25 protein-coding genes are annotated in these 26,297 nt (G+C 68.4%); 11 read left to right on the forward strand and 14 right to left on the reverse strand.

Annotation, left to right across the window (positions count from 1 at the left end):
* Positions 1-73: 73 nt before the first annotated feature.
* A complete protein-coding gene (locus AVZ66_RS09910) occupies positions 74-1,324 on the reverse strand; it encodes an NAD(P)/FAD-dependent oxidoreductase (protein WP_058983921.1) in 1,251 nt (416 codons plus the stop codon).
* A 159-nt stretch (positions 1,325-1,483) separates the two neighbouring features.
* On the opposite strand from AVZ66_RS09910, the gene AVZ66_RS09915 reads away from it, so the two are divergent.
* Positions 1,484-2,056 carry a DUF6149 family protein gene (locus tag AVZ66_RS09915; RefSeq protein ID WP_058983922.1) on the forward strand — a complete coding sequence of 191 codons (573 nt, stop codon included), beginning with the start codon at positions 1,484-1,486 and terminating at the stop codon, positions 2,054-2,056.
* A gap of 44 nt (positions 2,057-2,100) precedes the next feature.
* Positions 2,101-3,198 carry a S1C family serine protease gene (locus tag AVZ66_RS09920; protein ID WP_058983923.1) on the forward strand — a complete coding sequence of 366 codons (1,098 nt, stop codon included), beginning with the start codon at positions 2,101-2,103 and terminating at the stop codon, positions 3,196-3,198.
* Between the two features lie 13 nt (positions 3,199-3,211).
* Here AVZ66_RS09920 and AVZ66_RS09925 read toward each other — a convergent pair whose 3' ends face one another.
* Positions 3,212-4,546: an NAD(P)/FAD-dependent oxidoreductase gene (locus tag AVZ66_RS09925; RefSeq protein WP_058983924.1), complete on the reverse strand. Its 1,335-nt coding sequence runs from the start codon at positions 4,544-4,546 to the stop codon at positions 3,212-3,214.
* A gap of 96 nt (positions 4,547-4,642) precedes the next feature.
* Here AVZ66_RS09925 and AVZ66_RS09930 point away from each other — a divergent pair, with 96 nt between their 5' ends.
* The 4 genes from AVZ66_RS09930 to AVZ66_RS09945 all read left to right on the forward strand — a co-directional run bounded on the left by AVZ66_RS09930 (position 4,643) and on the right by AVZ66_RS09945 (position 8,785).
* Positions 4,643-5,518, forward strand: coding sequence for a homoserine kinase (locus tag AVZ66_RS09930; RefSeq protein WP_058983925.1), 876 nt, complete (start codon positions 4,643-4,645; stop codon positions 5,516-5,518).
* 113 nt (positions 5,519-5,631) lie between these two features.
* The gene (locus AVZ66_RS09935) at positions 5,632-6,702 is read left to right on the forward strand and encodes an extracellular solute-binding protein (protein WP_058983926.1); all 1,071 of its coding nucleotides are present in this window, start codon (positions 5,632-5,634) and stop codon (positions 6,700-6,702) included.
* Between the two features lie 50 nt (positions 6,703-6,752).
* Entirely contained in the window at positions 6,753-7,730 is a 978-nt protein-coding gene (locus AVZ66_RS09940; RefSeq protein ID WP_058983927.1) for an ABC transporter permease, read from the forward strand.
* A complete protein-coding gene (locus AVZ66_RS09945) occupies positions 7,730-8,785 on the forward strand; it encodes an ABC transporter ATP-binding protein (RefSeq protein ID WP_058983928.1) in 1,056 nt (351 codons plus the stop codon). The genes AVZ66_RS09940 and AVZ66_RS09945 overlap by 1 nt, the downstream gene beginning before the upstream one ends.
* A gap of 110 nt (positions 8,786-8,895) precedes the next feature.
* Here the strand turns inward: AVZ66_RS09945 and AVZ66_RS09950 are convergent, their stop codons facing one another.
* The 8 genes from AVZ66_RS09950 to AVZ66_RS09985 all read right to left on the reverse strand — a co-directional run bounded on the left by AVZ66_RS09950 (position 8,896) and on the right by AVZ66_RS09985 (position 17,050).
* Positions 8,896-9,885 carry an isocitrate/isopropylmalate dehydrogenase family protein gene (locus AVZ66_RS09950; protein ID WP_058983929.1) on the reverse strand — a complete coding sequence of 330 codons (990 nt, stop codon included), beginning with the start codon at positions 9,883-9,885 and terminating at the stop codon, positions 8,896-8,898.
* On the reverse strand, positions 9,878-10,498 hold the full coding sequence (leuD, locus tag AVZ66_RS09955) for a 3-isopropylmalate dehydratase small subunit (RefSeq protein ID WP_058983930.1): 621 nt from the start codon (positions 10,496-10,498) through the stop codon (positions 9,878-9,880). The genes AVZ66_RS09950 and leuD overlap by 8 nt, the downstream gene beginning before the upstream one ends.
* Complete coding sequence (leuC, locus tag AVZ66_RS09960; RefSeq protein ID WP_058983931.1) at positions 10,495-11,919, reverse strand: 3-isopropylmalate dehydratase large subunit; 1,425 nt, start codon at positions 11,917-11,919, stop codon at positions 10,495-10,497. The genes leuD and leuC overlap by 4 nt, the downstream gene beginning before the upstream one ends.
* On the reverse strand, positions 11,912-12,142 hold the full coding sequence (locus tag AVZ66_RS09965) for a hypothetical protein (RefSeq protein WP_058983932.1): 231 nt from the start codon (positions 12,140-12,142) through the stop codon (positions 11,912-11,914). Before AVZ66_RS09965 ends, leuC begins: the two co-directional genes overlap by 8 nt.
* The gene (gene ilvC, locus AVZ66_RS09970; RefSeq protein ID WP_058983933.1) at positions 12,135-13,190 is read right to left on the reverse strand and encodes a ketol-acid reductoisomerase; all 1,056 of its coding nucleotides are present in this window, start codon (positions 13,188-13,190) and stop codon (positions 12,135-12,137) included. Before ilvC ends, AVZ66_RS09965 begins: the two co-directional genes overlap by 8 nt.
* Positions 13,187-13,816 carry an acetolactate synthase small subunit gene (gene ilvN / locus AVZ66_RS09975; RefSeq protein ID WP_058983934.1) on the reverse strand — a complete coding sequence of 210 codons (630 nt, stop codon included), beginning with the start codon at positions 13,814-13,816 and terminating at the stop codon, positions 13,187-13,189. Before ilvN ends, ilvC begins: the two co-directional genes overlap by 4 nt.
* On the reverse strand, positions 13,813-15,597 hold the full coding sequence (gene ilvB / locus AVZ66_RS09980; RefSeq protein ID WP_058983935.1) for a biosynthetic-type acetolactate synthase large subunit: 1,785 nt from the start codon (positions 15,595-15,597) through the stop codon (positions 13,813-13,815). The genes ilvN and ilvB overlap by 4 nt, the downstream gene beginning before the upstream one ends.
* Positions 15,598-15,850: 253 nt before the next feature.
* Positions 15,851-17,050, reverse strand: a complete 1,200-nt coding sequence (locus tag AVZ66_RS09985; protein WP_197407750.1) for a LeuA family protein — start codon at positions 17,048-17,050, stop codon at positions 15,851-15,853.
* Positions 17,051-17,435: 385 nt separating this feature from the next.
* On the opposite strand from AVZ66_RS09985, the gene AVZ66_RS09990 reads away from it, so the two are divergent.
* Positions 17,436-18,182: a hypothetical protein gene (locus AVZ66_RS09990; RefSeq protein ID WP_058983937.1), complete on the forward strand. Its 747-nt coding sequence runs from the start codon at positions 17,436-17,438 to the stop codon at positions 18,180-18,182.
* A 213-nt stretch (positions 18,183-18,395) separates the two neighbouring features.
* Here AVZ66_RS09990 and pdxS read toward each other — a convergent pair whose 3' ends face one another.
* On the reverse strand, positions 18,396-19,304 hold the full coding sequence (gene pdxS, locus AVZ66_RS09995) for a pyridoxal 5'-phosphate synthase lyase subunit PdxS (RefSeq protein ID WP_058983938.1): 909 nt from the start codon (positions 19,302-19,304) through the stop codon (positions 18,396-18,398).
* A gap of 106 nt (positions 19,305-19,410) precedes the next feature.
* Between pdxS and AVZ66_RS10000 the strand changes: the two genes are divergently transcribed.
* From AVZ66_RS10000 to AVZ66_RS10010, 3 genes are read left to right on the forward strand one after another with little or no spacing between them, the layout of a single operon-like run.
* Complete coding sequence (locus AVZ66_RS10000; RefSeq protein WP_058983939.1) at positions 19,411-21,297, forward strand: formate/nitrite transporter family protein; 1,887 nt, start codon at positions 19,411-19,413, stop codon at positions 21,295-21,297.
* Between the two features lie 49 nt (positions 21,298-21,346).
* On the forward strand, positions 21,347-22,018 hold the full coding sequence (locus AVZ66_RS10005) for a DUF1405 domain-containing protein (protein WP_157575644.1): 672 nt from the start codon (positions 21,347-21,349) through the stop codon (positions 22,016-22,018).
* Between the two features lie 41 nt (positions 22,019-22,059).
* On the forward strand, positions 22,060-23,115 hold the full coding sequence (locus tag AVZ66_RS10010) for a hypothetical protein (RefSeq protein WP_058983941.1): 1,056 nt from the start codon (positions 22,060-22,062) through the stop codon (positions 23,113-23,115).
* 187 nt (positions 23,116-23,302) lie between these two features.
* Here AVZ66_RS10010 and AVZ66_RS10015 read toward each other — a convergent pair whose 3' ends face one another.
* A complete protein-coding gene (locus tag AVZ66_RS10015; RefSeq protein ID WP_058983942.1) occupies positions 23,303-24,199 on the reverse strand; it encodes a DUF6293 family protein in 897 nt (298 codons plus the stop codon).
* A gap of 80 nt (positions 24,200-24,279) precedes the next feature.
* Here AVZ66_RS10015 and AVZ66_RS10020 point away from each other — a divergent pair, with 80 nt between their 5' ends.
* Complete coding sequence (locus AVZ66_RS10020) at positions 24,280-24,864, forward strand: DUF998 domain-containing protein (RefSeq protein ID WP_058983943.1); 585 nt, start codon at positions 24,280-24,282, stop codon at positions 24,862-24,864.
* Here the strand turns inward: AVZ66_RS10020 and AVZ66_RS10025 are convergent.
* The gene (locus AVZ66_RS10025) at positions 24,861-25,433 is read right to left on the reverse strand and encodes a cysteine hydrolase family protein (protein ID WP_231727102.1); all 573 of its coding nucleotides are present in this window, start codon (positions 25,431-25,433) and stop codon (positions 24,861-24,863) included. The two genes, AVZ66_RS10020 and AVZ66_RS10025, sit on opposite strands and share 4 nt — an antisense overlap.
* Entirely contained in the window at positions 25,409-26,173 is a 765-nt protein-coding gene (locus AVZ66_RS10030; RefSeq protein WP_058983945.1) for a YqcI/YcgG family protein, read from the reverse strand. The genes AVZ66_RS10025 and AVZ66_RS10030 overlap by 25 nt, the downstream gene beginning before the upstream one ends.
* Positions 26,174-26,297: the final 124 nt, after the last annotated feature.

Consider the following 26,297-nt stretch of genomic DNA (forward strand, 5'->3'; position numbering starts at 1 on the left):
ATAAGCATACTGGCGACTCGGCTGGTGGAACTACGCAGTCAGCGAACGGCAGAACGAGAGACAGGAGCGAGCGCTACTGTTCTTGGGCGAGCGCGAGTTCGTCGATTTCGAAGTTCTCCTGGAGGAGGATGTCCTGCTGGTCGGCGACGACGGCCTCGTCTTTGATGAGCTGCTTGTACTTCGACTGCGGCGCGAGGTTCCCGATGAGCACGCCCCCGATGAGCTTCCCGTTCTTGAACGCGAGACGGCGCCACTCGGTGTCGCTGTACTTGCGCTCGCAGGACTCGTCGCCCATCGTCGGGAAGCCAAACGAGAGGAACGGGAAGTCGAAGTGCGTAATCGAGTACGACGACACCCAGCGGAACGGCTCGATGTCGACGTCGTGGCCTTCGTCCGCGAGCATCGTCCGCCCCGCGAGGGCGCCCTGCTGTTTCGCGGAGCCCCACGAGCCGTTCTGCGCGCGCTCGTCCATGATGGTGTCCCAGTACTGGGTGATGTCACCGGCCGCGTAGACGTCCTCGACGTCGGTGCGCATGTACTCGTCGACGTGGACGCCGTTGTCGATGGTCGCCTCGGTGTCTTGGAGGATTTCGACGTTGAAGTCGAGACCGATAGCGACGCCGACGAAGTCCGACTCGTGGCGCTCGCCGTTCCCGTCGACGGTCGCGACGACCTCGCCGTCGTCGACCTCGAAGTGGTCCGCGCCGGACTCGAAGACGGGTTCGACGCCGATCTCGCGGAGGCCGTCGTGGATGATTTCGGCGCCCTCCGAACTGAGCGCGTACCGCCACCAGCGGTCGCCGCGCATCAGATACTTCGCGTCGACGCCCTGCCCGCCGCAGATGGCCGCGAGGTCGATGCCGAGCAGGCCCGCACCGACGACCACGCCGGTGTCGGCCTCGTCAGCGTGCTCGCGAATCTTGCGCGCGTCCTGGAACGTCCAGAAGTGGTGGACGCCCTCGGCGTCGGAGTTCTCCACGGGGAGCTGGTTGGGCGTGCCACCCGCCGCGACCAGCAGTTTGTCGTAGCTGATCTCGTCGCCCTCGTGGGTCTCGACGGTGTGGGCGTCGGGATTGACACCGGTGACCAGCGTGTTCAACTGGAGGTCGATGTCGCGCTCGTCGTACCAGTCCGTCTCGTGGATGCTGATGGGGGCTTCCGGGAGTTTTCCCTTCGCGAACTCCTTGATGAGAATGCGGTTGTAGAGGGCCTCGCCCTCGTCTGTGACGACGGTGACGTCGGCGTCGGGAGCCTCCTCGCGGACGGCCTCGGCGGCGGAACTACCCGCGATGCCGTCGCCGATTATCACGTAGGACTCGCTCATAGACGGCTTGTCTCATTCAGGGTTAAAGTGGATTGCTATCTCTCCGGCGCGACGAGAATGTTGCGCGAACACGACGCAGGCCGTCGATTCCACGCCGTGGGGGAGCGCTGCCGCTGGCGCGTCGGGACGTTCTTTAGGCACGCGTCCGTAGCCGGGAACGTGAAACTGCATCAGAACGTCAAGCACTTCGCGTCGCGGAAGGCGCTGGAGCTGCCCGGCGTGCGCTCGGTCGCGAAGCGGGGGCTGGTCGACCTGCACGTCCGCATCTTCTCGGGGAAGGCCGACGAAGCCCACCGGGAGGAGCGCGAGGCCCACCTCGAAGACTTCTTCGACGCGACGATGGATATGTACCTCGCCGCGCTCCAAGCCGGCTACTCGGAGGCCGAGGCCCGCGAGACCACGCACATCGTCGCGAACTTCGACTTCTACAACCACGGCTGGGCGGAGATGCTGGAGTTCCCGCCGAACGAACTCACCGACCACTACGAGCGCTACGAGGCGTTCTTCGACGCGCACGGCATCAGCGTCGACGACCCGCTCGGCGAGTTCCGTCCCGCGGGCGGCATCGAGGACGCGCCCGCGACCCCCGAGCGCCTCGACGAGGCCGACTTCGAGCACGCCGAAGGCGGCTACGCCGACGACGTCTACGTCGAGACCGAAGACGGCGACGTCCAGCGCGGCGACATCGAGGAGCCCGACGACGTCGACCCGACGAAGAGCCCCGGAACGTAGCCGCCATCAGACATACAGGCTGCTGGAGCGTTCCCTCTGACGTCATGTCTGAGTCGTCAGTGGACCGCCGTCGTTTTCTCGAACTCTGCGGTGCGAGCACACTCGCAGCGCTCGCTGGCTGCTCGTCGTCCGCACCGGGAGGCGAGACGACGGCCGGCGTCGCGGGGAATTCGGACGCGCCACAGGAGACAATCTCGCAGACCGAATCCGAGCTAAACAGCCCGTACGCGGAAGTGTATCGGGAAACCATCGACTCCGTGGTTCTGGTCCGCGCTGACGGGAGTCAAGGCACCGGGTTCGTGTACGACGAAACACACGTTGTCACGAACGCCCACGTGGTCGGCCGGGCCGACGACGCAGCAATCCGATTCAGTGAGGGTGACTGGAGTACGGGGTCTGTCGTGGGAACCGACCCGCACAGCGACCTCGCAGTCGTCGAAGTCGACTCGGTCCCGGAACCCGCAACGCCGCTACCGTTCGCCGACAGCGAACCCGTCGTCGGGCAGGAAGTGGTCGCGATTGGCAACCCCTACAACTTGAACGGGTCCGCGACCACGGGCGTCGTCTCCGGCCTCGACCGCCTCATCCCCTCCCCGACCGGGTACCGGATTCCGGACGCCATCCAGACCGACGCCGCCGTCAACCCCGGGAACAGCGGCGGCCCATTGATGTCTCTGGACGGGTCGGTGCTGGCGGTCATCAACTCCGGCGGCGGCGAGAACATCGCGTTCGGCATCTCCGCGGCGCTCACCCAGCGAGTCGTCCCCGAACTCGTCCGGTCCGGCGACTACGACCACGCGTACGTCGGCGCGTCGTTCACGAACGTCACGCCACAGATTGCCGCGGCGAACGACCTCGACGAATCCCGCGGCCTGCTCGTCCTCAACGTCGCGTCCGACGGCCCCGCCACGGGCGTTCTCCGACCCTCCGAGGCCGCGTACGTCGACGGCCGTCGACTCCCGGTCGGCGGCGACGTCCTCCTCGAAATCGACGGGACAACCGTGCCGACTCCCGAGGACCTCTGGAGTTACCTCGCGCTCGAAACGCGGCCCGGAGACACCGTCGAACTCACAGTCCTCCGTGACGGCAGCCGAGGAACCGTCGACCTCGAACTCGGCACGCGCCCCGCGACGCAGTACTGAGCGCTCGCTTCTCCTACTCTCCGCTGGCGATGCGATCGGCGCACTCGTACCCGGCGACGATGCCGCCGTTCAGCGAGCGCTCGGGGTACTGGGCGCGCGAGGCCATCCCCGCGTAGTAGACGCCCTCGGCGACCTCGTCGTCGAGGTGGTACGGAATCACCATGTCGAGGTAGCCGCGCTCGTAGACGGGCGCCGTCCGGGGGTTGCGCGCGGTGGAAATCCAGTTGACGTGCGAGCGGTCGAACTCGGGGAACAGGTCCTCGATGCCGTCGAGCCAGTGCTCTTTGACCTCGTCGTCGCTCATCTGCCAGACGGGGTCCTCGGGGCTCTGAATGTACTTGGGGACGTACAAGATGTGTTCGCCGCCGTAGCGCTCCGGGGACACGAAGTTCGTGTGCTCGATGAGCGCGCCGAACGGCGCGTCGTCGGCGATGTTCAGCCAGTAGGTGTCGGTGAGCTGGCGGTCCATGCTGACGACAGAGCAGACCGTCCCCTGGAACGTAATCTCGCACTCGTAGCCCGTGAGCGATTCGAGGACGTTCGGCATCGCGGCGACGACGACAGCGTCGGCGTCCACCGTCTCGACGTTCGTGAAGCCGTCCTCGTCGGGGTCGCTGTGCTCGACGGTCACCGACTGGAGTTCGCCGTCCGTGGTGTCGACGTTCGTCACGCGCGCGTTCGTGTCGATGTGCTCGCGGCCGACGTCCTCGACGAGCGCGTCGTTCAGGCGGCCGAAGCCGCCGTCGAGGTAGCCCAGCGGCTCGCCGCGCAGCAGGTCGCGTTCCCCACGGAACTTGATGCGGCCGAGCAGCCACGCCGCGGAGACGTCCTCCATGCGCTCGCCGAACTTCGCTTCGAGGAGCGGCTCGAAGAACGTCTCGTAGACGTTCCGCGTGGTGTGCTCGATACAGAACTCCTTGACGGGGACGTCCTCGAAGTCTTCGAGGTCGTCGTACGTGTCGAACTTGGGGATGCCACCGCGGACGTCGACATCGAGTGTGAGCATTCCGAGGCGGAATTTGTCGTAGATGCTCCAGTGGGGGAACGCGAGAATCTCCCACGGCTTGTCCATAGGGTGGACGGTGCCGTCGACGTAGTAGGCGTTCTTCCCGATTGGCCACTCCAAGTCCTCGCGGAGGCCGAGGTGGTCCAGCAGGTCGACGATGGTCTCCTCGCTGGCCGAGAGGTGGTGGTAGAACGTCTCGATGGGGTCGCCGGCGGTCTCCGTGGTCGCGGCGAGGCCGCCGACCTGGTCGGCCGCCTCGAAGACGCGCACGTCGTGGCCGCGGCCCTGCAGGCGGCGCGCGGCCGCGAGGCCCGCGATGCCGCCCCCGACGATGGCAATCATGCTCTCAGGTCGGGCGCGACTCCGGGTTAACGTTGTGGTCGCCGCCGGGTGGCGGAGTCCGCTACGCTTTTGCGAGGCCCCACGCAACGGTGGGGCATGGTTACCGTCCGCGCGCCGGCAACGAGTGCGAACCTCGGCAGCGGCTTCGACGTGTTCGGGGTGGCGCTCGACCGACCTGCGGACGTCGTCCACGTCGAGCGCGCCGCCGAGACGACTATCGACGTGACCGGGATGGGTGCGGACTTCATCCCCGAGGAGCCGGCGGACAACACCGCCGGCGTCGTCGCCGAGGAACTCGGCGCACCCGCACACATCACCATCGACAAGGGCGTCAGACCGTCCTCCGGACTGGGGTCGTCGGCCGCCAGCGCCGCGGGCGCCGCCGTCGCGCTCGCGGCGCTGTACGACCGCGACCTCAGCAAGCGCGAACTCGTCCGCGTCGCCGCGCAGGGCGAGGCCGCCGTCTCCGGCGACGCGCACGCGGACAACGTCGCGCCCGCCATCCTCGGCGGGTTCACGGTCGTCCGCGACGACGGCATCGAGCGCGTCGCCGCGGACCTCGCGTTGGTCGTCTGCCTCCCGGACATCGTCGTCTCCACGCGCGACGCCCGTGGCGTCGTCCCCGAAACCGCATCCATCGAAGACCTCGTCGACACCGTGGGGTCGGCGGCGACGCTCTCAATCGGGATGTGTCGCAACGACCCCGAGCGCGTCGGCCGCGGCCTCGAAGAACACCTCGTCACGCCCGCTCGTGCGGACCTCATCGACGGCTACCACACCGCTTGCGAGGCCGCTCGCGAGGCCGGCGCGACGGGCGTCACGGTCAGCGGCGCGGGGCCGGCGGTGCTCGCGGTCTGTCGCGACGACGACCAGCGCCGGGTCGCGAGCGCGCTCGTCGGGGGCTTCGAACGCGACGGCGTGGACGCCACCGCGTACCGGTCGCGAGTGGGCGACGGAGCGACCATCCGCTGAGCCGGTCGCACCCCTTCTCGGTCACGTTTCTGCGCGGAACGCGAGACACGTAACCGCGAGTGGCTACGCTCGTCGAGCAACACTTTTGTGGGTTCAGTTCAACCGATGTATCCATGCCAATACAACGACGGAAGTTCCTCGCGACGCTGGGAACAGGTGCGGCCGCTGGCCTCGCAGGCTGTTCGGGTATTCTGGGAAGCGGCGACGGCAACGGCGACGAGACGACCGACGGCAGCGGCGGGGGTACCGCGACCGGGACCGAGGGCGGGTCGGACCTCGCCGACTCGATGACCATCTTCCACGCGGGGAGTCTCGCGCCGCCGTTCTCCGCGGCGGAACCGGAGTTCGAGGACGAGTACGGCGTCGACGTCACGCGCGAGGCGCAGGGGTCGGTGGCGTCCACGCAGAAGATCACCCAGCAGGGACGGTCCGCGGACGTTCTCGGCGTCTCGGACTTCCGACTCATCCGCGACCGCATCGTGCCCGACTTCGGCGACTGGTACGCCATCTTCACGACGAACTCGATGTCGATTCAGTACCGCGAGGACTCCCCGGGCGCCGACGAGATTTCGAAGGACAACTGGTGGGAAGTCCTCACGCGCGACGACGTCACCATCGGGCACTCCGACCCCGCCGTCGACCCCGGCGGCTACCGCGCGGTGATGACCCAGCAGCTCGGCGCCGAGGAGTTCGAGGGCGAACGCCTCTACGACCAAGCCACCTACGAGGCGCTCCGCGAGAACTCCGTCGTGCCGACGGGCACCGAGACGAACCTCGAAGGCCAACTGGAGTCCGGCGAACTGGACTACGTCTTCTACTACCAGTCCATCTCCGCGACCTCCGGGCTCCCGTTCATCGACCTCCAGCCGGAAGTCGACCTCTCGCAGGCGACCAGCGAGTACGCCCAACACTACGCGAAAGCAGAAGTCGAGACCGGCTCCGGGACGTTCACCGGTGCGCCCATCGCGTACGGGCTCACCGTACCGAGCGTCGCCGAATCGCCCGGCCGCGGCGCGCAGTGGGTCGAGTACTTCGCTACCGAACCCGGCCGCACCATCCTCGAAGAGCAGGGGCTGGTACCGGTCGACCCCGTCGTGGTTCCGGCGTCCAGCGAGGACGCCGTCCCGGACCGCGTGATGGACGTCGCCAGCGCGCAGGAGAACCTCGGTCCGCTCCAGCTGTAGCCGCCGCTACCACCCGAGTTAACTAATGCACCCACTCACGAGTAGCCAGCATGAGTACCGGGTCTGAGACGAGTCGCGGCCTCGACCGGCTCGGTCGCGCGCCGCTGGTCGCGGGGTTCCTCGCCGTCCAAGCGGCCGTGTTCGCGGCCGCGTACGCCTTCGACCGACCGACGCTGTACGCGTACTTCGTCGTCGGCAGCACGGCCGTCACCGCGTACGCGCTGACTCGCGACTCGTTCGCGGTCGCCACCGCGACCGCCGGCAGCATCCTGCTCGTCGCCCTCGGACTCCCCGTCTCCCTGTTCGTCGCGCGCCAACAGCCCGGCCTCGTCGTCGAGAAAGCACTCGACCCCGACGTCCACCGCGTGCTGTATCTGGGCGTCTACGGCCCGTTGCTGGCTGCGGTGTTCAGTCTCGCGTTCGGCGTCCCGCTGGCGCACCTGCTGGCGGAAGGCTTCCCCGGGCAGCCGCTCGTGGAGAGCCTCGTCGACCTCCCGCTGGTCGTCCCGCACAGCGTCGCGGGCATCATCATCCTCTTCGGCTTCGGGCAGGACGGGGCCTTCCCCGGGCTCTCGGTGCTCGGCACGATGACCGGGATGGTGTTGGCGATGACGTTCGTCTCCGCGCCGTACGCCGTCAACGCGACCCGGGAAGCGTTCGAAGCCATCGACGACCGACTGGAGTACGCCGCCCAGGTTCACGGCGCGAACCGCTTCCAGACGTTCCGGCGGGTCACCGGCCCGCTGGCCGCCCGCGGCATGATAACCGGTGGACTCCTCGCGTGGGCGCGGGCCGTCTCCGAGTTCGGCGCGGTCGCCGTCGTCGCCTACAGCGTTGAGTTCTTCTACCTCCCGGCCGGCGAGCGCGTGACCGCCCAGCACGCGCCCGTGTTCGTCTACAACACCTACCTGCAGGGCGGCCTCGAAGAGAGCGGCGCGGTCGCGTTCCTGCTGTTGGCGGTCTCGGCGGTCGTCTTCCTGATTCTGCGGTACCTGACTGACGACTCCGCAGCGGGGGGGATGCCCTAATGGGGCTGTCCGCCGACATCACCGCGACGTTCGCGGCCGACGGCGCGGAGCCGTTCACGGTCGACGCCGACGTCGACGTCGAGACCGGCGAGACGGTGGTCGTCCTCGGTCCGAGTGGCAGCGGGAAAACGCTGCTGTTGGAGACGGTCGCGGGGTTCCACGCACACGACGGCCGGGTGAGCCTCGACGGCGAGCAGATTCAGGACCGCGCGCCGCAGGACCGCGGGTTCGGGTTCGTGTTCCAGGACTACGCGCTGTTCCCCCACCGGACCGTCCGCGAGAACGTCGCGTTCGGCCAGCGGTACAGCGACCGCCCCGTGGCCGACCGCAGTAACGCAGAATCAGCAACCGAGGAGGGAACGGAGAACCCCGAACCGGCGGCCGAAGACGGAGCGAACGCCCCGCTCCCGAACCCCGACGACCTCCTCGACTCGATGGGCGTCGGCGACCTCTCGGAGCGCTCGCCGCCGACGCTCTCCGGCGGCGAGAAGCAACGCGTCGCGCTCGCGCGCTCGCTGGCCGTCGACCCCGAAGTCCTCCTGCTGGACGAACCGCTGGCCGCGCTCGACGTGCCGACGCGCCAGTCGCTGCGAGACGACCTCGCGGACGTTCTCGCGGACGTGACTGCCGTCTACGTCACCCACGACCGGACGACCGCGCGAGCGCTCGCCGACCGCATCGTCGTGATGAACGATGGCGAAGTCGTCCAGACCGGCACGCCAGCGGACGTGTTCGAGCAGCCAGCATCGCCGCTGGTCGCGGCCTTCACCGGCGCGAACGTCATTCCCGTGACTGCTGTCCCCTCGCTTGCCAGCGGTCTCGACGGCGCCAGCGAGGACAACCACGTCGCGTTCCGCCCCGAACACGTCGAACTCCACGAGGACGCCACGGTTGGACTCCGCGCTACTGTCGAGCGCGTCGTCCGCGAGGACGCCACCTACCGCGTGACGCTGTCGCTTGACGACGCGACCGTCGAGGCGTTCACCGACGCACCCCCGGCGGTCGGCGACGAGGTCGGTGTCGACGTGCCGGCCGAGCACCGCCACCGCTGCTAGGCGGGGACCCGGTGCCTCCTCTTCGGCGGTGTTCGCGTTCCAAATGGCTCGGCAGTCGTCACTCTGGGAGACGTCGTGTGCGAGAAGTCGAAGACCGCGGTCGCGGGCGCTTACAGGCGGTCGAGAATCGCGTCGCCGACCTGCTCGGTGGTGGCGTCACCGCCGAGGTCGGGCGTTCGCGGGCCGTCCGCGAGCACGCCCTCCACGGCGTCGCGGACGCGCTGGCCGTCCTCGTCGTAGCCGAGGAACTCCAGCAGCATCGCCGCCGACAGCACGGTCGCGCCGGGGTTGGCGACGCCCTCGCCCGCGATGTCCGGCGCGGTGCCGTGGACGGGCTCGAAGAGGCCGCGCTCCTCGCCGACGTTCGCCGACGGCAGCAGACCGAGGCCGCCGACGAGGCCGGCCGCGAGGTCCGAGAGCACGTCGCCCGCGAGGTTCGGACAGACGACCACGTCGTAGTCGTCGGGGTACAGCGGCAGGCGCGTCGCGAACGCGTCCATCAGTTCCTCGTCGGTCTCGACGCCGTGCTCGGCGGCGGTGGAGACGACGGCGTCGCGGAAGCGACCGTCCGTCTTCCGCATCACGTTCGCCTTGTGGGCGACCGTGAATCCCTCGGTGCCCTCGGGGCCGCGGCCCGCCTCGACGAACTCGCAGGCGAACTCCGCGAGCCGTCGGGACGCCGACGACGTGACGACGCGCGTGAGCGTCGAGAGGTCGTCGCTGAGGTCGTCCTCGTGGCCCGCGTAGACGCCCTCCGTGTTCTCCCGGAGGAACACCACGTCAGTCTCCGGGCGGAGCGCATCCACGCCTGGGTACGCGCGAGCGGGACGGATGTTCACGAACGACTCGACCGCGGAGCGCAGCGGCAGGATGACGTCCGCGGCGGTCTCGCCGGCCGCGCCGAACAGCGTCGCGTCCGCGGCCTCGACCGCTTCGCGGGTCTCCGCCGGCAGCGGCGTGCCGGTCTCGGCTTTCACCGCGTCGCCGGCGTCGGCGTGGACGAACTCGAAGTCACCGACTGCGTCGAGGACGTCCACCGCGACTGGGACGACCTCCTGACCGATGCCGTCGCCGGGGATGACCGCGATCTCCTCAGACATTCGTGTAGGGGAGGCTCTCGGCTGTTTCACGCACGGTGTCGGCGTTCGCCCCCATCAGCGCGGTCGTGTCCCAGACGCCGTCGACGAGCGCGCGCCGCTGCGCGTCGTCGACTTCCGCGTCGATGGTCGTGTCGCCGTACCGGACTTCCTCGTTCACCACGTCCACGTCGATTTCCTCGTCGGGGTTGGCATCGATGTAGTCCTGCAGGGCTTCGATGTCCTCCTGCGAGGCCGTGACCGTGGGGATGCCGAGCGCGAGGCAGTTCCCCGCGAAAATCTCGGCGAACGACTCGCCGACGATGGCGTCGATGCCCCACCGCATCAGCGCCTGCGGCGCGTGCTCGCGGGAGGAGCCACAGCCGAAGTTCGAGTTCACAGCCAGCACTGACGCGCCCTGGAAGTGGTCCTCGTTGAACGGGTGCTCCTTGGGGTTGTCGTCGTCGTCGAATCGCACGTCGAAGAACGCGAACTCGCCGAGGCCGTCGAACGTGACGACCTTCATGAACCGCGCGGGGATAATCTGGTCCGTGTCGATGTCGTTCCCGCGTACGGGAACAGCCGTCCCCGAGACGCGCTCGACGGTCTCCGCGGGTCCGGATTCGGTGTCGCTCATGCGCGCACCTCCTCGAAGCGCTCCAGTTCACGCACGTCCGTGACCTCGCCGGTAATCGCCGCGGCGGCGACCATCGGCGGACTCATCAGGACGGTGCGGCCGTCCTTCGAGCCCTGTCGGCCGACGAAGTTCCGGTTCGACGAGGAGGCACAGCGCTCGTCGCCGACGAGCTGGTCCTCGTTCATGCCGAGACACATCGAACAGCCGGCGCCGCGCCAGTCGAAGCCGGCGTCCTCGAACACCTCGTCGAGGCCCTCGGCTTCGGCGGCGGCTTTGACGCGCTGGCTGCCCGGCACGACCATCGCGCGCACGGAGTCGTGGACCTCGTGGCCCTTCACGACCTCGGCGGCCTCCCGGAGGTCCGGCAGGCGCGCGTTCGTACAACTGCCGAGGAACGCGACGTCGACGGGGTAGCCCGCCATCGTGTCGCCGGGCTGGACGTCCATGTGTTCCTGCGCGGCGCGAGCGCTGTCTTCCTTGTCTGCGGGCAGGTCCTCGGGCGCGGGAATCTCCTCGGAGATGCCGATACCCTGTCCGGGCGTCGTCCCCCACGTGACCGTGGGTTCGAGCGCGTCGCCGTCGATTTCCACGACGTCGTCGTACTCGGCGTCGGCGTCCGACGCGATGGACTCCCAGTACGCCTTCAGCTCCTCGAACTCCTCGTCGTCCGGGACGCGGTCGCGGCCCTTCAGGTACTCGTAGGTGGTCTCGTCGGGGTTGACGTAGCCCGCGCGAGCGCCGCCCTCGATGGACATGTTGCAGATGCTCATGCGGCCGGCCATGTCCATGTCCTCGATGGCCTCGCCGCCGTACTCGTAGACGTAGCCGACGCCGCCGTCGGTGCCGAGCTTCCGGATGACCTGGAGGATGACGTCCTTCGGGGTCACGCCGTCGTCGAGTTCGCCGGTGACCTCGATGCGGCGCACCTTCTGTTTCTCCATGGCGACACAGCCGGTCGCCAGCACGTCCCGAATCTGGGAGGTGCCGATGCCGAACGCGAGCGCGCCGAACGCGCCGTGCGTCGCCGTGTGGGAGTCCCCGCAGACGATGGTCATCCCGGGCTGAGTGAGTCCCTGCTCCGGGCCGACCACGTGGACGATGCCCTGCCGGCCCGTCGTCGGGTCCGCGAACTCGATGTTCGCGGCGCGCACGTTCTCCTCCAGTTCGCTCATCATCTGCTCGGCCGCGTCGTCGCTGTACGGCCGCGACTGGTCGGCTGTCGGGACGATGTGGTCGACGGTGGCGTACGTGCGCTCGGGGTACGCGACATCGAGGTCGCGCTCTTTCAGCATCCCGAACGCCTGCGGGCTCGTCACCTCGTGGATGAGGTGGAGGCCGACGAACAGTTGCGTCTGTCCCGTCGGAAGCTCGGTTACCGTGTGCCGGTCCCAGACCTTGTCGTACAGTGTCCCCTCACTCATCGTCGTCCTCGTCAGCTACGGGTTCGCCGCCGCGCTCCCAGACCGAGTTTGCGCTGTCGTCCTCGGTCGGGGGCGTCTGGTCGACGTCCTTCATCGTCTGTCCTTCGGCCGCACGCTTACCCCCGTCGGCGGCGACCACAGGCCCACGTCGGAACACGGAGCCGACGCCGTCGGGCGCGTCGGGGTTGCGCTGGCTGACGTCCGCGAGCGTCTGCTCAGTCATCCGCGGACACCTCCGCTTCTTGGGTGCTCTCGTCTTCGTCGTCGGCCCACGCGAACAGTCCGCGAAGGCGCTCGCCGACGTCCTCGATGTCGTGGTTCTGCTCGGCCTGACGGCGCTGGCGGTAGGACGGCCGGCCCGCCTGATTCTCCGCAATCCACTCGCGAGCGAACTCGCCGTTCTGCACCTCTTCGAGGACCTCCTCCATGTTCTCCCGGACGTCGTCGTCGACGATTTCGTCGCCGCGAGTCAGCCCGCCGTACTCGGCGGTGTCAGAGACCGAATCCCACATCTCGGTGTTGCCGCCCTCGTACATCAGATCGACGATGAGTTTGAGCTCGTTCAGCACCTCGAAGTACGCCATCTCGGGGCTGTAGCCGTTGTCGACGAGCGTCTCGTAGCCGTGCTTGACGAGGCTGGTGACGCCGCCGCAGAGGACGGCCTGCTCGCCGAACAGGTCGGACTCGGTCTCCTCCTGGAACGACGTTTCGAGGACGCCGGCGCGAGTGCAGCCGATGCCGTCGGCGTACGCCAGCGCTTCGTCGCGAGCGTCGCCGGTGGCGTCCTGGTAGACCGCCAGCAGCGCGGGCGTGCCCTCGTCGGCCTCGTAGTTCCGGCGCACGAGGTGGCCGGGGGACTTCGGCGCGATCATCGTCACGTCGACGTCCGCCGGCGGCTCAATTTGGCCGTAGTGGATGTTGAACCCGTGTGCGAACTGGAGCGTGTCGCCGGCCTCCAGTTCCGGCTCGATGGTCTCGAACACGGACGGCTGCACGGTGTCGGGGACGAGCACGACGACGACATCTCCCTCCCGAGCGGCCTGCTTCGGGGTCTCGACGCGCAATCCGTCGGCTTCCGCCGCCGACCGCGACGAGGAACTCTTTCGGAGGCCGACGACCACGTCGACCCCGCTGTCGTCGAGGTTCTGGGCGTGGGCGTGGCCCTGACTGCCGTACCCGAGTACGGCGACGGTCTTGTCGTCGATATAGTCGCGGTCGACATCCGATTCGCGGTACACTGGCTGCGTGAAGTCTGCGTCTTCTGCTGTCATTTGAGGTGGTCTGGAACGACTGCTGTCTTGGTTTCGCCACGCGCCAGCGCCGTCTGTCCGGTCCGGGCAATCTCCCGGATGCCGAACTGCCGGTAGGCGTCGATGGCGTCGTTTATCTTCTGCTCGTCTCCCGTCAGCTCGACCGTGATCGTGCGCGGGCCGGCGTCGAGGGTCTTGCCGTTGTACATCTCCGTAATCGCGTGGACCTCGTGGGGGCGGTCGGCGTCGACTTTCACCACCACGAGCTCGCGGGTCACCGCGTCGGTCTCGAGTTCGCGGACGTGGATGACCGGGACGACTTTCTCCAGTTGCTTCTCGACTTGGTCGATGCCGGGGTCGGGCTCCTCGACGACGACGGTGATTCGCGCCCAGTCGTCGTTCTGGGTGTCAGCGACGGTCAGCGACTCGATGTTGAACTGCCGCCGGCTGAACAGCCCGGACACGCGCGCGAGCACGCCCGGCTCGTGTTCGACGAGCGCGGAGATGACGGTGCGCCGCGGCGGATGCTCGGCTTCCGCTTCGGGGTCGATGCGGATGCCCTGCGAACTCCGGCGCCCCGTCGGTCGTCGACGGTCCTCCGGAGCGGGGCCGGGCAGCCCCTCTGCGTCGGCGTCTCGCTCGCTCATAGGTGGTCACCCGTGAGCGCGAACTGGCCGTTGTCACCGCCCGACGGAACCATCGGGTAGACGTCCTCGGTCGGGTCGATGTAGACATCGACGACGGCGGGGCCGTCGGTGGCGAGCGCGTCCTCGATGACGCCGGGGGCGTCGTCGTAGTCCTCGATGCGGAAGCCGTCCGCACCGAACGCCTCCGCGAGCGTGTCGAACTTCGGCACCCACGGGTACTCGGAGGCCATCCGGCGCCCCTCGAAGAAGGCGTCCTGCCACTGGCGGACCATCCCGATGGCTTCGTTGTTCAACACGAACACGGTGATGTCCATCTGCTCGCGGACCGCGACGACGAGTTCCTGACACGTCATCATGAACGAGCCGTCGCCGTCGAAGCAGACGACGGACTGGTCGTCGTCGGCGGCGACGCGCGCGCCGATAGCCGACGGCAGCCCGTACCCCATCGCGCCGAGGCCGTGGGAGGACACCCACGTCCGCGGCTCCGTGTACGTCCAGTACTGGCAGGCCCACATCTGGTGTTGGCCGACGCCGGTCGTGACCACGGTGTCGTCGTCGGTCGCCTCGTCGACGGCCTCGACGACGTACTGGGGCTTCACCGGTTCGTCCTCGGGCGCCGCGTAGTCCAACGGGTACTCTCGGTACCACTCGCGGCACTGCGCCACCCAGTCATCGGTCTCGGGCGACCCAGGCATCGCCTCGTCCAGTTGGTCGAGGACGGTGCCAGCGTCGCCGACCAGCGGGTGGTCGGCTTCGACGTTCTTCGAAATCTCGGCGGGGTCGATGTCGACGTGGACGACCGTCGCGTCCGGCGCGAACGAGTCGACGCCGCCGGTCAGGCGGTCGTCGAAGCGCGTGCCGATTGCCAGCAGGCAGTCGGTCAGCGTGATGGCCATGTTCGCGTAGCCGGTGCCGTGCATCCCCGCCATCTCCAGGGCGAGGTCGTGGTCCTCGGGGAACGCGCCGATGCCCGGCATCGTCGTCACGACCGGAATTTCGTGCTCGGTCGCGAACGCGTACAGCTCCTCGGTGGCGTCGCCTTTGACGACGCCGCCGCCCGCCAGAATCACGGGTTCGTCGGCGTCCACGAGCGTCTGCGCGGCGGCCGCGACCTTCTCGTCGTCGGCGTGCGTCTGCACGTCGACGGTGCCCGGAACTTCCGGCTCGACGGGGTCGACCTCGGTCTCGCCGGTCGTGACGTCCTTCGGCAGGTCGACGACCGTCGGCCCCTGTCGGCCGTGGTTCGCGAGCGCGAACGCGGTGCTGACGTCCTCGCCGACGCTGTCGGGGCTGGACGCGAAGTAGTTCGACTTCGTAATCGGGGTCGTCACGCCCACGGTGTCGGTCTCCTGGAACGCGTCGTTCCCGACGAGGTCCGTGGGGACCTGCCCGGTGAGCGCGACAACCGGCTCCGAGTCCATGTCGGCGTCCGCGAGCCCGGTCACGAGGTTCGTCGCGCCCGGGCCGGACGTCGCCATACAGATACCGGGGTCGCCCGTGACGGCGCCGTAGGCGTCCGCTGCGTGCGCGGCGCCCTGCTCGTGCGCCATCGTGACGTGGCGTAGCTCGGAGTCGTACAGCGCGTCGTAGACGGGCATGATGGCGCCGCCCTGCACGCCGAACACCGTCTCGACGCCCGCGGTTTCCAGCGACGCGATGACGGACTCCGCGCCCGTTCGCTTCGTCGCGTCACCGTCGGCGGCGTCAGTCGGCTCGGCGGCCTCGCTGTCGGCGTCCGGCTCGGCGTCGCCGGGTTCGGTCACTGCGCCGTGGTCTGTCATCGATACCCCTCCCGCTGTGTCGCGTCGTGTGTGGACTGTGTCATGGCGGATGCTGCGGTGGCTGTCGGTGGTCGGTTGGTCCGGTCGGTTCGCAGAGAAGTGATAGTAGGGGAGCTTACGCCCCTACAATACCGACAATCGCACCGCTGTCCGCGAGAAAGACCGCGCGTGTGGCGTCGGACAGCATCGTAGCCCGACAGTCGGGCTCGACGAATAAAGCCGTTGCTGGGCGCGCAATACCTGCCGGGAGACATTACGCCTTCACCTCCTCCGTCTCCCGGTCGATACCGACCTCGCCCGCGAACGCGCGGAGGACGGCATCGGTGACGACTTCGTCGTCGCCGGCGTGGGCTTTCACCTTCTTCGTGACCTCGCGTACCTCCTCGTCCGTCGGGTCGAATCCCGCGTCTTCGAGGTGGTCGCGGACGGCGTGCGTGCCCGTGTGCTTCCCGAGCACGACTTCACGCTCGGCGCCGACCATCTCGGGCGTCATCACGCCCGGTTCGAACGTCTCGCTGTTCTCGATGACGCCAGCCGCGTGGATACCCGACTCGTGGGCGAACGCGTGCGCGCCGACCACGGGCTTGTTCACCGGGACCGGGACCGACGACCGCTCGGAGACCAGCTTCGAGAGGTCCGTGATAGCGGTCGTGTCGACTCCCGTGTCGGCACCGTAGAGACTCTCGGCGGCCATCACCACCTCTTCGAAGGCGGCGTTACCGGCGCGCTCGCCGATGCCGTTGACCGACACCTGCATCTGGTCGGCGCCGTACTCCACGCCCGTCAGGGCGTTGGCGGTCGCCAACCCGAAGTCGTCGTGCGTGTGCACGTCGATGCGGGCGTCGGTGTGCTGGCCGACGAACTCGACGAGTTCGCCGAACCGCTTGGGCGTCCCGACGCCGCAGGTGTCGGGGATGTTGATCCAGTCGACCCCGACCTCGTCGACCGCTTCGACGATTTCCGCGAGGAACTCGGGGTCCGTCCGCGTGGCGTCCATCGGCGAGAACATCACTTCGGCGCCGGATTCGGCGGCCTGCTCGACCGCGGCGACCGAGCGCGCGACGACGTCCTCGCGTGTGCTGTGCATCGAGTCTTCGATCTGCACGTCGCTGGTGGACGCGAAGACGTGGATCATCCCCACGCCGGCGTCCACAGCGGCTTCGACGTCGGACTCCACGACGCGGGCGAGCCCGCACGTGGTCGCGTCTGTCGAAGCGGCGATGTCGGCGACCGCCTTGGCCTCCTGTTCGCTGTTGGCCGGGAACCCGGCCTCGATGACGTCGACGTTCGCGTCGTCGAGCGCGGCCGCTATGGCGCGCTTGTCCTCGTAGCTGAAGGAGGTCCGTGGCGTCTGCTCGCCGTCACGCAGCGTGGTGTCGAAGATTCGTACCGTCTCGAATTCATTACGTTGGGCTAATGTGCCCTGGAAGAACCCGTTCCCCCGGACTTGCACCGGGCGCCTCGTTGTGAGACATCGTACCACTCTCGCAGGGCGCCGACCATTTACGTGTTTCCCCTGGACAGAATTTTGCGCGGCGAGATTTGTCATCGTCGTTCCTGTAGAAGCAGAGAACCGCAAGACAGCAGTACGTCAAAGGAAATATTAGGAGGATTACCCACACTATATCCATGAATGTCCGAACGTTCGCCTCGAACGCCGATTCGGGGGCAAAACCGGACATTCGTCGATGGTCCGCGGCGTGCGCGCGCTCACCACGCCCCATCGTGGCGTGCGTAACAGTTATGATATGGAATTGAAACGTGGATGGTGTGCAACACCGACAGGCTGCACTCGGCACGGACAGACTCCCGACTCGCGGGTTCCCCGCGGTGGACGAATGAGCGTCCGCGAAATCGTCCGCGGCCTCGCCGTCCGCGCGAACCCCGCGTTCGCCGTCGGCGTCGTCGGCGTCTCCCTGCTCGCGCTCGTGTACGCCACCACGTTCGCCGACGTCATCCACCACACGTACGTCCACGTCATGGCGGGCGTCCTCTGGACCGGTATCGACGTCTTCATGGCCGTCGTCCTCGGCCCCGTTCTCGGCGGCCTCGACGTCGAACAGCGCGCCAACTTCTTCGAACGACTCACCCCGAAGACGTCGTTCCTGTTGCCGTCGCTCGCCACGGTCACCATCGCCGGCGGCATCACGCTCGCGCTCCGCCTCCCCGGCCTCTTCGAGCACGCCCACGTCTGGCTCGCCATCTTCACGTTCGTCGCGCTCGTCCCGACGCTGCTGCTCGTCGGCTGGGAGTTCGACGCGTTCGGCGACTGGCGCTGGCAGGCGTGGTTCGGCGCCGCGCTCGCCGTCAGCCTCGGCTACCTCGCCGTGACGCTGCCAGACTTCGGCTGGACCGAACCCGTCTTCGTCGTCGCGCTCGCCATCGTCGCCGTCCTCAACGTTCTCGGGTTCGGGGTGTTGATGCCCGGCGAAGTCCGGATGTACCAGCAGATGACCTCCGAGAACCCCGACACCGAAGTCATCGCCGACATCGGGATGCGAAACGCCAAACTCGGCGGGATTCAAGGCGTCTTCCAGTTGGCCGTCGTCGCCACGATGGTGTACATCCGCTACGGCGGCTTCTAGTTCGCTCGAGCGAAACCAACCCACAGGCGGCAGACGACGCGTTTTCGAAAGCCCCGGCGCGCTCCAGTTGCGCGCCTCGCTGCGCTCCTCGCTCCGCTGCGGTGCTTGCTTCGGCGTGCTTCCCGGAGCGCGCCGCCCCTTTCAGTCCCACCCGATAGCGGCTGCTCGGCAGGCTGTGGTTGCCGCCGACGGCTGCAAAAACGAGAGCGACGCTTAGTTGCCGCGGTCCTGCAGTTTCTCTTCTTCGGGGAGGTCGGCGTTCGCCTCGCCCTTCATGCCAGAGCCGATGTTCGACGAAATCTCGGCGAGGCGCTCGGGGTCGTCCCAGTTGTTCACGGCGTCGACGATGGCGCGGCCCATCGACTCGGGGTCCTCCGCGCCGAAGATACCGGAGCCGACGAAGATGCCGTCGCACTCGTGGTGCATCATCAGCGCCGCGTCGGCGGGCGTCGCGATGCCGCCCGCCGCGAAGTTCACGACCGGCAGCCGCCCCATCTCGGCGGTCTCGTGGACGAGGTCGGCGGGCGCCTCGATGTCGCGGGCGTAGTGCTCGCGCTCCTCGTGGGTCATCCCCTCGAGCTCGCGGATGGCGCCCTTGATGGTGCGCTGGTGGTGGACGGCCTGGTTCACGTCGCCCGTGCCGGCCTCGCCCTTCGTGCGAATCATCGCCGCGCCCTCGTCGATGCGCCGGAGCGCCTCGCCGAGGTTGCGCGCGCCGCAGACGAACGGCGACGTGAACTCGCGCTTGTCGATGTGGTACTTGTCGTCGGCGGGCGTCAGCACCTCGGACTCGTCTATCATGTCCACGCCGACGGCCTCCAGAATCTCGGCTTCCTTCGTGTGGCCGATGCGGGACTTCCCCATCACCGGGATGGAGACCGCGTCGATAATCTCCTCGACGTCCGCGGGGTCGGCCATCCGCGCGACGCCGCCGCGCTTGCGGATGTCCGCCGGCACCGCTTCCAGAGACATCACGGCGACCGCGCCGGCTTCCTCCGCAATCTTGGCCTGCTCGGCGTTCACCACGTCCATGATGACGCCGCCCTTCTGCATCTTCGCGAACCCGCGTTTCACGAGGTCGCTGCCGCGCCGCAAGTCCTCCAGGTCGGTCTCGGTAGCCATACGAGGGTGTTGCGGGCGCCGCCGCTTAATTGGGTTGGTTGCGGAACGACCGGGTCGCGCCACCCCGATGGCAAACGATTAGGGAGCCCCAGCCAACGCTCCGATAATGACTGACAGAGACGATTCGGACGCGCCGTCCGCGCCCGACGCCCGTCCACCGAAGCGAGAGCCGGGCGGCGGTTCGACTTCGGCGGACGCACCCGACCCCGAGGAGTCCGTCCGGGAGGCCATCGAGCGCTCTCGCAGCGGCGCGCCCGCGGTCGGTTCGGTCGTCCGCGACCGCTTCACGTCCAACGAAATCTTCCAGCGCATCATCGCGGCCGCCGACGAGGAGATCACCTCGGGCAGCCGCGAGTTGTTCTTCAGCGCGCTCGCGGCCGGCTTCGCCATCACCATCACGTTCATGCTGTACGTCTCGCTGACCGCCACGACCGGCGGCGACCCCGTGCTGAGCGCGCTGTTGTACCCGCTCGGCTTCATCTACATCATCATCGGCGGCTACCAGCTCTACACCGAGAACACGCTCCCGCCGGTCGCGCTGACGCTGGAACGCCTCGCGAGCATCCCCGCGCTGTTGCGCAACTGGACGGTCGTGCTCGCGGGGAACTTCCTCGGCGGCGCGCTCGGCGCGGCCGCGCTCGCGTTCGGCGGCGTCATCTCCCCGGAGGCCGCCGAAGTCGCGATGTACCTCGGGCAGAAGGGCGTTGCGACGCCGTGGTGGGACCTGTTCTCGAAGGCCGCGTTCGCGGGACTGGTCGTCGCCGGCGTCGTCTGGGTGGAGTACGCCGCCCGGGACACTATCTCCCGAATCGTCGTGGTCTACGTGGCGTTCCTCGCGATTCCGCTCGGCGGACTCTACCACTCCGTCGTCTCGTTCACGGAGATGACGTACCTCGTCCTCCGGGGGTCGCTGTCGGTTACGACCGGCCTCTGGGAGTTCGTGCTTCCCGTGTTGCTCGGGAACACCGTCGGCGGCGTCCTGCTCGTCACCGTCGTCAACTACTTCCAGACGACCGAACACCGCCTCGCCTCGGCGCGCTTCGAGGGCGCTGACCGCCAGCTCTCCGTCCGCGAGTGGCTGTTCGGTGGGCTCGTCGGTCGCTCGTACGTCCCCCTCATCGACCACACCGAGGGCGCGCTCGCGGAGGCCGACGAGTACCGCATCGTCGTCCCGATATCGAACCCGCGCACGGAGACCAACCTCGTGGAGTTGGCGTGCACGCTCGCCAGTCAGAAGCCCGGCGCGTCCGTCCACGTCGTCCACATCGTCCAGATGCCCGACCGGACCCCCGGCGGCTACCGGGTCGACCAGCACGAGCGTATCGTCGAGAACTCCGACGACCTGATGTCCGACATCCGCGAGTTGGCCGCGGGCTACGACGTCCCCTGCGAGACGTCGACCGTGGTCTCGCACCGCTCGTTCGAGGAGCTATTCGACGCCGCGAAGCGCAAGCGCGCCGACCTCATGGTGATGGGGTGGGGCGACGACCGCCTCTGGTCGAACGGCCGCGCGGAGCGCCCGCTGGACGAACTCACGAACCGGCTGCCGTCGGACGTGCTCGTGTTCAGGGACCGCGGGCTCGACGCCTCCCGCATCTTGCTCCCGGTCGTGGACAACCCCCACGCCGACCTGAACGCGGAGGTCGCGCGCACGCTCCGCCAGACCGCCGGGTCGGAGGTCACGCTCCTGCGCGTCGTCGACAGCCCCGACGACCACGAGGCCGGCGAGCGGTTCCTCGCCGACTGGGCGGCCGAACACGACCTCGAAGACGCGACGTTGCGCGTCGACGACTCGGGGGACGTCGAGTCCGCAATCGCCGGCGAGTGCGGCGACCACACGCTGCTGTTGATCGGTGCGACCTCACAGGGACTGCTCGCGCGCCTCGCCCGGAACGCCCTCCACTACGACATCGTGCAGGATGTCGAAACCTCGATGATTCTCGCCGAGCGCGCGACCGACCGCGGCCTCCTCCAGCGGCTGTTCGGTCGGTAGGCGGCCCGCTTCCGTCAGAGCTATGCGGCGGTCCCGCGACCCCCCAGACATGTCGCTGCCGTCCCGGTCGGACCTCCCGTGGTATCTCGCGCCGCTACCCGACTGGCTGGAGGATGTCGCGCTCCGGTTGGCGTGGGTCATCGTCGCAATCAACCTCGCGGGCACCGCGTTCGGGTTCTGGTACTACCGCGTGCAGTTCGAGGGGACGCCGCTGGTGGCGTGGCCGGTCGTCCCGGACAGTCCCGTGGCGACGCTGTTCATCGGGCTGTCGCTGGCCGCGTACAAGCTCGATTTCGACGCCGACTGGCTGCACGCGCTGGCGTTCTTCGGCTGCATCAAACTCGGGCTGTGGACGCCGTTCGTCCAACTGGTCGTCAACGGACAGGGCGACCTCTGGTGGGTGATGTACTGGTTCCTCGTGTTGAGCCACCTCGGGATGGCCGTCGAGGCGTTCGTGATTCACCGCTACGCGCGATTCTCGGTCGGCGCCGTCGCCGTCGCGGCGGTGTGGTACGGCTTCAACGATATTGTCGACTACTTCGTCGCCGTCGCGGGCGGCCCCCACCACACGCTCCTCCGCGCGGAGGTCGTCGCCGGACTGGGCCACACGATTCCCGCCCACGACACCGCGGCGGCCGGCGCAGTGGTGCTCACGCTGCTGGCGACGTTCCTCGCGCTGTCGACGCGCGTGAAGACGCTGGAGAACCGGGTCGCCGACTGACCGCCGCCCGGTTTTTCCGTTCCGCCGCCCTCTGTGCGCCCGTGTACGACGCGATTGCCGACCTCCCCCTGACAGTCGAGTCCGTCAGTCTCGACCGCGTAGAGCGCGAGACGCCGGCGTTCACGCGCGCCACCACCGTCGTCGCGCTCTCCGGTGTCGACGAGACGGGCCGCGGCGAGGACGTCACCTACGAGACCGCCCACCACGACGCGCTCCGAGAACACGAAGAAGCCACGACCGACGGAGCGGCGTTCGACCTCGCGGGCGAGTACACGTTCGCGGAGTTCTCCGCGGCGCTCGACGACACGGACCTCTGGCCCGCGGACGACCCCGAGCGCGACGCCTTCCGGAACTACCGCCGCTGGGGGTTCGAGGCCGCCGCGCTCGACCTCGCGCTCCGGCAGGCGGGCGAGACGCTCGCGGACCGCCTCGACCGCGCGTTCGACCCGGTGCGCTTCGTCGTCAGCAGCCGCCTCCCCGACGGCGACACCGAGCGCGTGGAGACGCTGCTCGCTCGGTACCCGGACGCCGAACTCAAACTCGACCCCACGAGCGACTGGCCCGACAAGACCTTCGAGTACCTCGCCGACACCGACGCCGTCCGCGTGTTCGACCTGAAGGGACACTACGAGGGCACCGACGTCGACCAGTCCCCGGACCCCGACCTCTACGAGCGCGTCTTCGAAACGTTCCCCGACGCCACTGTCGAGGACCCCGCGGTCACGGACGCCACCCGCGACGTCGTCGCCGGCCACGCCGAGCGCGTCGCGTGGGACGCCCCGATTCACGGCCTCGACGACGTGCTCGACACGCCCTTCGACGTGCGTTGGCTGAACGTCAAGCCCTCGCGATTCGGCACGCTCGAATCCCTCTTCGAGACCCTCGACTGGGCGTTCGAACACGACGTCGCGCTCTACGGCGGCGGCCAGTTCGAACTCTCGGTCGGCCGCGGTCAGATTCAGGAACTCGCGAGCCTCTTCTACCCCGCCGGCCCGAACGACGTCGCGCCCGGCGCCTACAACGACCCCGAACTCCCCGAGGACCCGCCGAAAAGTCCGATTTCGGCCCCGGAGAATCACGTTGGATTTGGCCTGTAGCTCCCTGTTTGCCGGCCACCTGGCGGATTGAAAGGGCGAGGGCGGCTGCGGGAACCCCCGCGACGCAAGCACTGTAGTGAGCGAAGCGAACGAAGCGCGCAGCGAGCGGCGGGACCGCAGACGCCCGAGGGCTTTCAGGAGGAGTGAACACCGTCGTCGAGAGCAGTAACCAAACGAGCCACCAGCGCTAGTCGTCGTTTTCGTGAGCGCGCACCCAGAGCTCGCCGATGCGAGACAGTCGCGTGCGATACGACTTCCCGTGTTCCTCGCGCTCGACGTACCCCTTGCCACCGGGGCCGAGTTTGTCGACGGTGTAGGTGACCTTCGACCGGAAACTGTCCGTGTACTCCTCGTTGAGTTCCGCGGCGAGCGTCTTCGCGAGGTCGCTGACGGAGTCGAACTCGCCGTGGTCGCCGAGCGTGAACAGGATGAGTTCCTCGAAGGGCTTGACGTTCGAGAAGGAGGCGACGGGGAGTTCGACGACGTGGCTGCCGTCGATTTCCTTCGCGCCGATGGTGGTGCCGCGTTCGTCGAACTCCGCGAGGAGGTCGCGGGCGTCCGCGAGTTGGTCGCGCACCTCGTCGGCGTCGACGTCGCCGTCCGCGACGGCTTCGAGGAGGTCCGCGCTCGCGCGCAGTTCCTCCGCGAGTTCGGTTTCGAGGTACTTCTCGGGGGCGGTATAGTAGGTGTGGATGCGTTCGCGGTCCTCGGGGCGTTCGACCATGATGGAGTGGGCGGCGATAGCGAACGCGAACGAGACGGTGCGAGGCATCGACGCGATGTTCACCCAGACCTCGCCGTCGGGGTCGGCGTCGAGTTCGTCCTCGATGAGGTCGAACGCCTGCTCGAAGGCGGCGTCGTAGTCGTAGACGTCGACCACGGAGACGCGCTCGGTTTCGGCGCCGAGGAGGTTCCGGAAGTCGTCTTCGAGCTTCTGGGAGATGCGCTGGCTGTACTCGACGTTCGCCTCGCTGCCGACCGCGCCTTCGAGGAGGACGACGCGGTCGACGGAGAGCTGTTCGCGCACGAGCGGCGCGATGAGCCGGTCGTAGTCGAAGCCGACCGGGACGACGTGCGTCTGCATGCCCGAGTCTTGGGGAATCCGGCTGAAAAGGCTACCGTGGTGGGCGTACTTACTTGCCGGACGATGCCGATGTGGCGAGCATGGATTCCAGCCGCGCTCGCGCGTTCGGCGGCACGCTGCTCGTCGTCGGCGGCGTGCTGACGATACTCGGATTCGTCACCGCGGAAGTGCTCTACCCGGGGTACAGTGCGGCCGACCAGACGATAAGCGCGCTCGGCGCGGCGGACGCGCCCGCGGCGCCCCAAGTCGTGTTCAACGGAACGATGATAGTCACGGGGCTCGCGATGGCGTTCGTCGCAGTCCTCCTCCACACGGTGTACGGCCGCGTGCTGCTCACGGGCATCGTCGCGGCCGCGGGAGTCGGCGTCGTCGGCGTAGGCGTGTTCCCCTCTCAGACCGGCGCCCCGCACTTCGTCGCCGCGATGGTCGCGTTCGCGGGTCTCGGGTGCGCGGCGCTCGCTGCGGCGGCCACGGTCCGGGGGCCGATGCGGTACGTCTCCGTCGCGCTCGGCGTCTCCGAGTTGCTCGCGCTCGTCCTGTTCGTGGCGCTGGGCGACGGGACGCCGCTCGGTATCGGCGGCATCGAACGGTGGGTAGCGTACCTCGGGGTCGCGTGGGTGCTGGCGTTCGGCGGCTACCTGCTCGGCGGCGCCGACGCGAGTTAGACGAGGGCGTCGGTGGTCACGACATCCGCGAACTCGCCGCGGAGGTGCGCGAGCGCCGCGCGGTGGTTGGCCGCGGCGTCGATGGTGCCGCCGTCGTGGGTCTCGCGGGCGAACGTCGCGGTGGCGTCCGCGACCACCGACACGTCGAAACCCAGGTTCTCGGCCATCCTGGTGGTCGTGGAGACGCAGTGGTCGGTCGTCAACCCACAGACGACGAGTTCGTCGTGACCGCGCTCGCGCAGCCAGGCTTCGAGGTCGGTGTCGACGAACGCACTGTTGACGCGCTTCACGAACACCGGTTCGTCGTCCGCAGGCGCCGTCTCGGGCTTCCACGCGAACCCGGGTTCGTCGGCGCGCAGCGGGCTGTCGGGCTCCGTGGAGTCGTGGCGGGCGTGGACGACGGGGTCGCCGCGCTCGCGCCACGCCGCCAGCAGCCGGGCGGCGTTCGCTTCGGCGTCGGGGTTGTTGCGCTCGCCGTAGGCGGGGTCGTCGAACCCCGTCTGGAAGTCCACGAGCAGGAGCACGCGCCCCGTCGCGCCCGCCGTCACGCTGTCACCTTCAGCGGGCACGTCTCCGGCGCCTGGTCGTCGTCCTCGCTGAGGAGGTACTGCGGCCACTCGCGGTCGCCCTCGTTCCCCCACTCGCCGAGGTCGGCGTGGGGGCACGCCGCGTCGTCGTACGCTTCGAGCCGGCTGCGGATGCGGTCGCGGGCCTGCTGGCCGGCGTCGGTGTCGCCCGTGATGCCCTCGAAGATGGTGCGCGGCTGGAAGGTGACTTCGAGGCCGACCGGGCACTTCCGGCTCTGCCGGGTGTCGTAGAACGGCGCGCGGGCGGTCGGGAAGATGGGTTCGCCGCCGAAGCAGAACTCCCAGTAGGGGTCGTCGGGGTCGGTGGGGATGTCGGCGGGCCACGGCTCGGGGTCCTCGACGTGGAGGAACTGGAGGACGTGCCAGAAGTGCTCGTGCCAGCGCGCCTCCGGCAGCGACTCCTCGGGCGGCGCGAAGAACACCGCGAAGCTCACGCGGTCGCCGTGGTCCTCGTAGACGTCCAGAAACTCCAGCAGCGCGTCGCGGAGCGCGAACAGCGCGTCCGGGTGCGTCATCGAGTCCACGAACGCGTACAGCGGCCGCCCCTCCTCGACGGACGCCTTCCCGAAGAAACAGGGGAACGGCTCGCCGTCGCGCTCGCCGGTGACGGACTCGGTGAAGTTCCGGAAGTGGCGCTGCGCCCACTCGGGGACGGCGCCGGCCTCGACGCGCTCGGTGGCGGTCTCGTGGTCGAGGACCGCGCCCAGTTCGGCCTCGTTCATGGCCGAACGTGTGCAGCCGTCCCCCTTCTGTGTTTCCCGCGGCCACAGTTCGTTCGACGCTCGTGCGAAACGCCGCCGCCGAGCCGGGGATTTCTGGTGGTTCGTCGAGACCGTCAGCGGTTTC

Origin of the sequence: Halobacterium sp. CBA1132 (assembly GCF_001485535.1) — an archaeon.
GTDB lineage: Archaea > Halobacteriota > Halobacteria > Halobacteriales > Halobacteriaceae > Halobacterium.

Coding starts and splice junctions, on each gene's coding strand:
- AVZ66_RS09910 (WP_058983921.1), bottom strand. CDS start 1,324: ATGAGCGAGTCCTACGTGATAATCGGCGACGGCATCGCGGGTAGTTCC.
- AVZ66_RS09920 (WP_058983923.1), top strand. CDS start 2,101: ATGTCTGAGTCGTCAGTGGACCGCCGTCGTTTTCTCGAACTCTGCGGT.
- AVZ66_RS09925 (WP_058983924.1), bottom strand. CDS start 4,546: ATGATTGCCATCGTCGGGGGCGGCATCGCGGGCCTCGCGGCCGCGCGC.
- AVZ66_RS09930 (WP_058983925.1), top strand. CDS start 4,643: ATGGTTACCGTCCGCGCGCCGGCAACGAGTGCGAACCTCGGCAGCGGC.
- AVZ66_RS09935 (WP_058983926.1), top strand. CDS start 5,632: ATGCCAATACAACGACGGAAGTTCCTCGCGACGCTGGGAACAGGTGCG.
- AVZ66_RS09940 (WP_058983927.1), top strand. CDS start 6,753: ATGAGTACCGGGTCTGAGACGAGTCGCGGCCTCGACCGGCTCGGTCGC.
- AVZ66_RS09945 (WP_058983928.1), top strand. CDS start 7,730: ATGGGGCTGTCCGCCGACATCACCGCGACGTTCGCGGCCGACGGCGCG.
- AVZ66_RS09950 (WP_058983929.1), bottom strand. CDS start 9,885: ATGTCTGAGGAGATCGCGGTCATCCCCGGCGACGGCATCGGTCAGGAG.
- leuD (WP_058983930.1), bottom strand. CDS start 10,498: ATGAGCGACACCGAATCCGGACCCGCGGAGACCGTCGAGCGCGTCTCG.
- leuC (WP_058983931.1), bottom strand. CDS start 11,919: ATGAGTGAGGGGACACTGTACGACAAGGTCTGGGACCGGCACACGGTA.
- AVZ66_RS09965 (WP_058983932.1), bottom strand. CDS start 12,142: ATGACTGAGCAGACGCTCGCGGACGTCAGCCAGCGCAACCCCGACGCG.
- ilvC (WP_058983933.1), bottom strand. CDS start 13,190: ATGACAGCAGAAGACGCAGACTTCACGCAGCCAGTGTACCGCGAATCG.
- ilvN (WP_058983934.1), bottom strand. CDS start 13,816: ATGAGCGAGCGAGACGCCGACGCAGAGGGGCTGCCCGGCCCCGCTCCG.
- ilvB (WP_058983935.1), bottom strand. CDS start 15,597: ATGACAGACCACGGCGCAGTGACCGAACCCGGCGACGCCGAGCCGGAC.
- AVZ66_RS09990 (WP_058983937.1), top strand. CDS start 17,436: ATGAGCGTCCGCGAAATCGTCCGCGGCCTCGCCGTCCGCGCGAACCCC.
- pdxS (WP_058983938.1), bottom strand. CDS start 19,304: ATGGCTACCGAGACCGACCTGGAGGACTTGCGGCGCGGCAGCGACCTC.
- AVZ66_RS10000 (WP_058983939.1), top strand. CDS start 19,411: ATGACTGACAGAGACGATTCGGACGCGCCGTCCGCGCCCGACGCCCGT.
- AVZ66_RS10005 (WP_157575644.1), top strand. CDS start 21,347: ATGTCGCTGCCGTCCCGGTCGGACCTCCCGTGGTATCTCGCGCCGCTA.
- AVZ66_RS10015 (WP_058983942.1), bottom strand. CDS start 24,199: ATGCAGACGCACGTCGTCCCGGTCGGCTTCGACTACGACCGGCTCATC.
- AVZ66_RS10020 (WP_058983943.1), top strand. CDS start 24,280: ATGGATTCCAGCCGCGCTCGCGCGTTCGGCGGCACGCTGCTCGTCGTC.
- AVZ66_RS10030 (WP_058983945.1), bottom strand. CDS start 26,173: ATGAACGAGGCCGAACTGGGCGCGGTCCTCGACCACGAGACCGCCACC.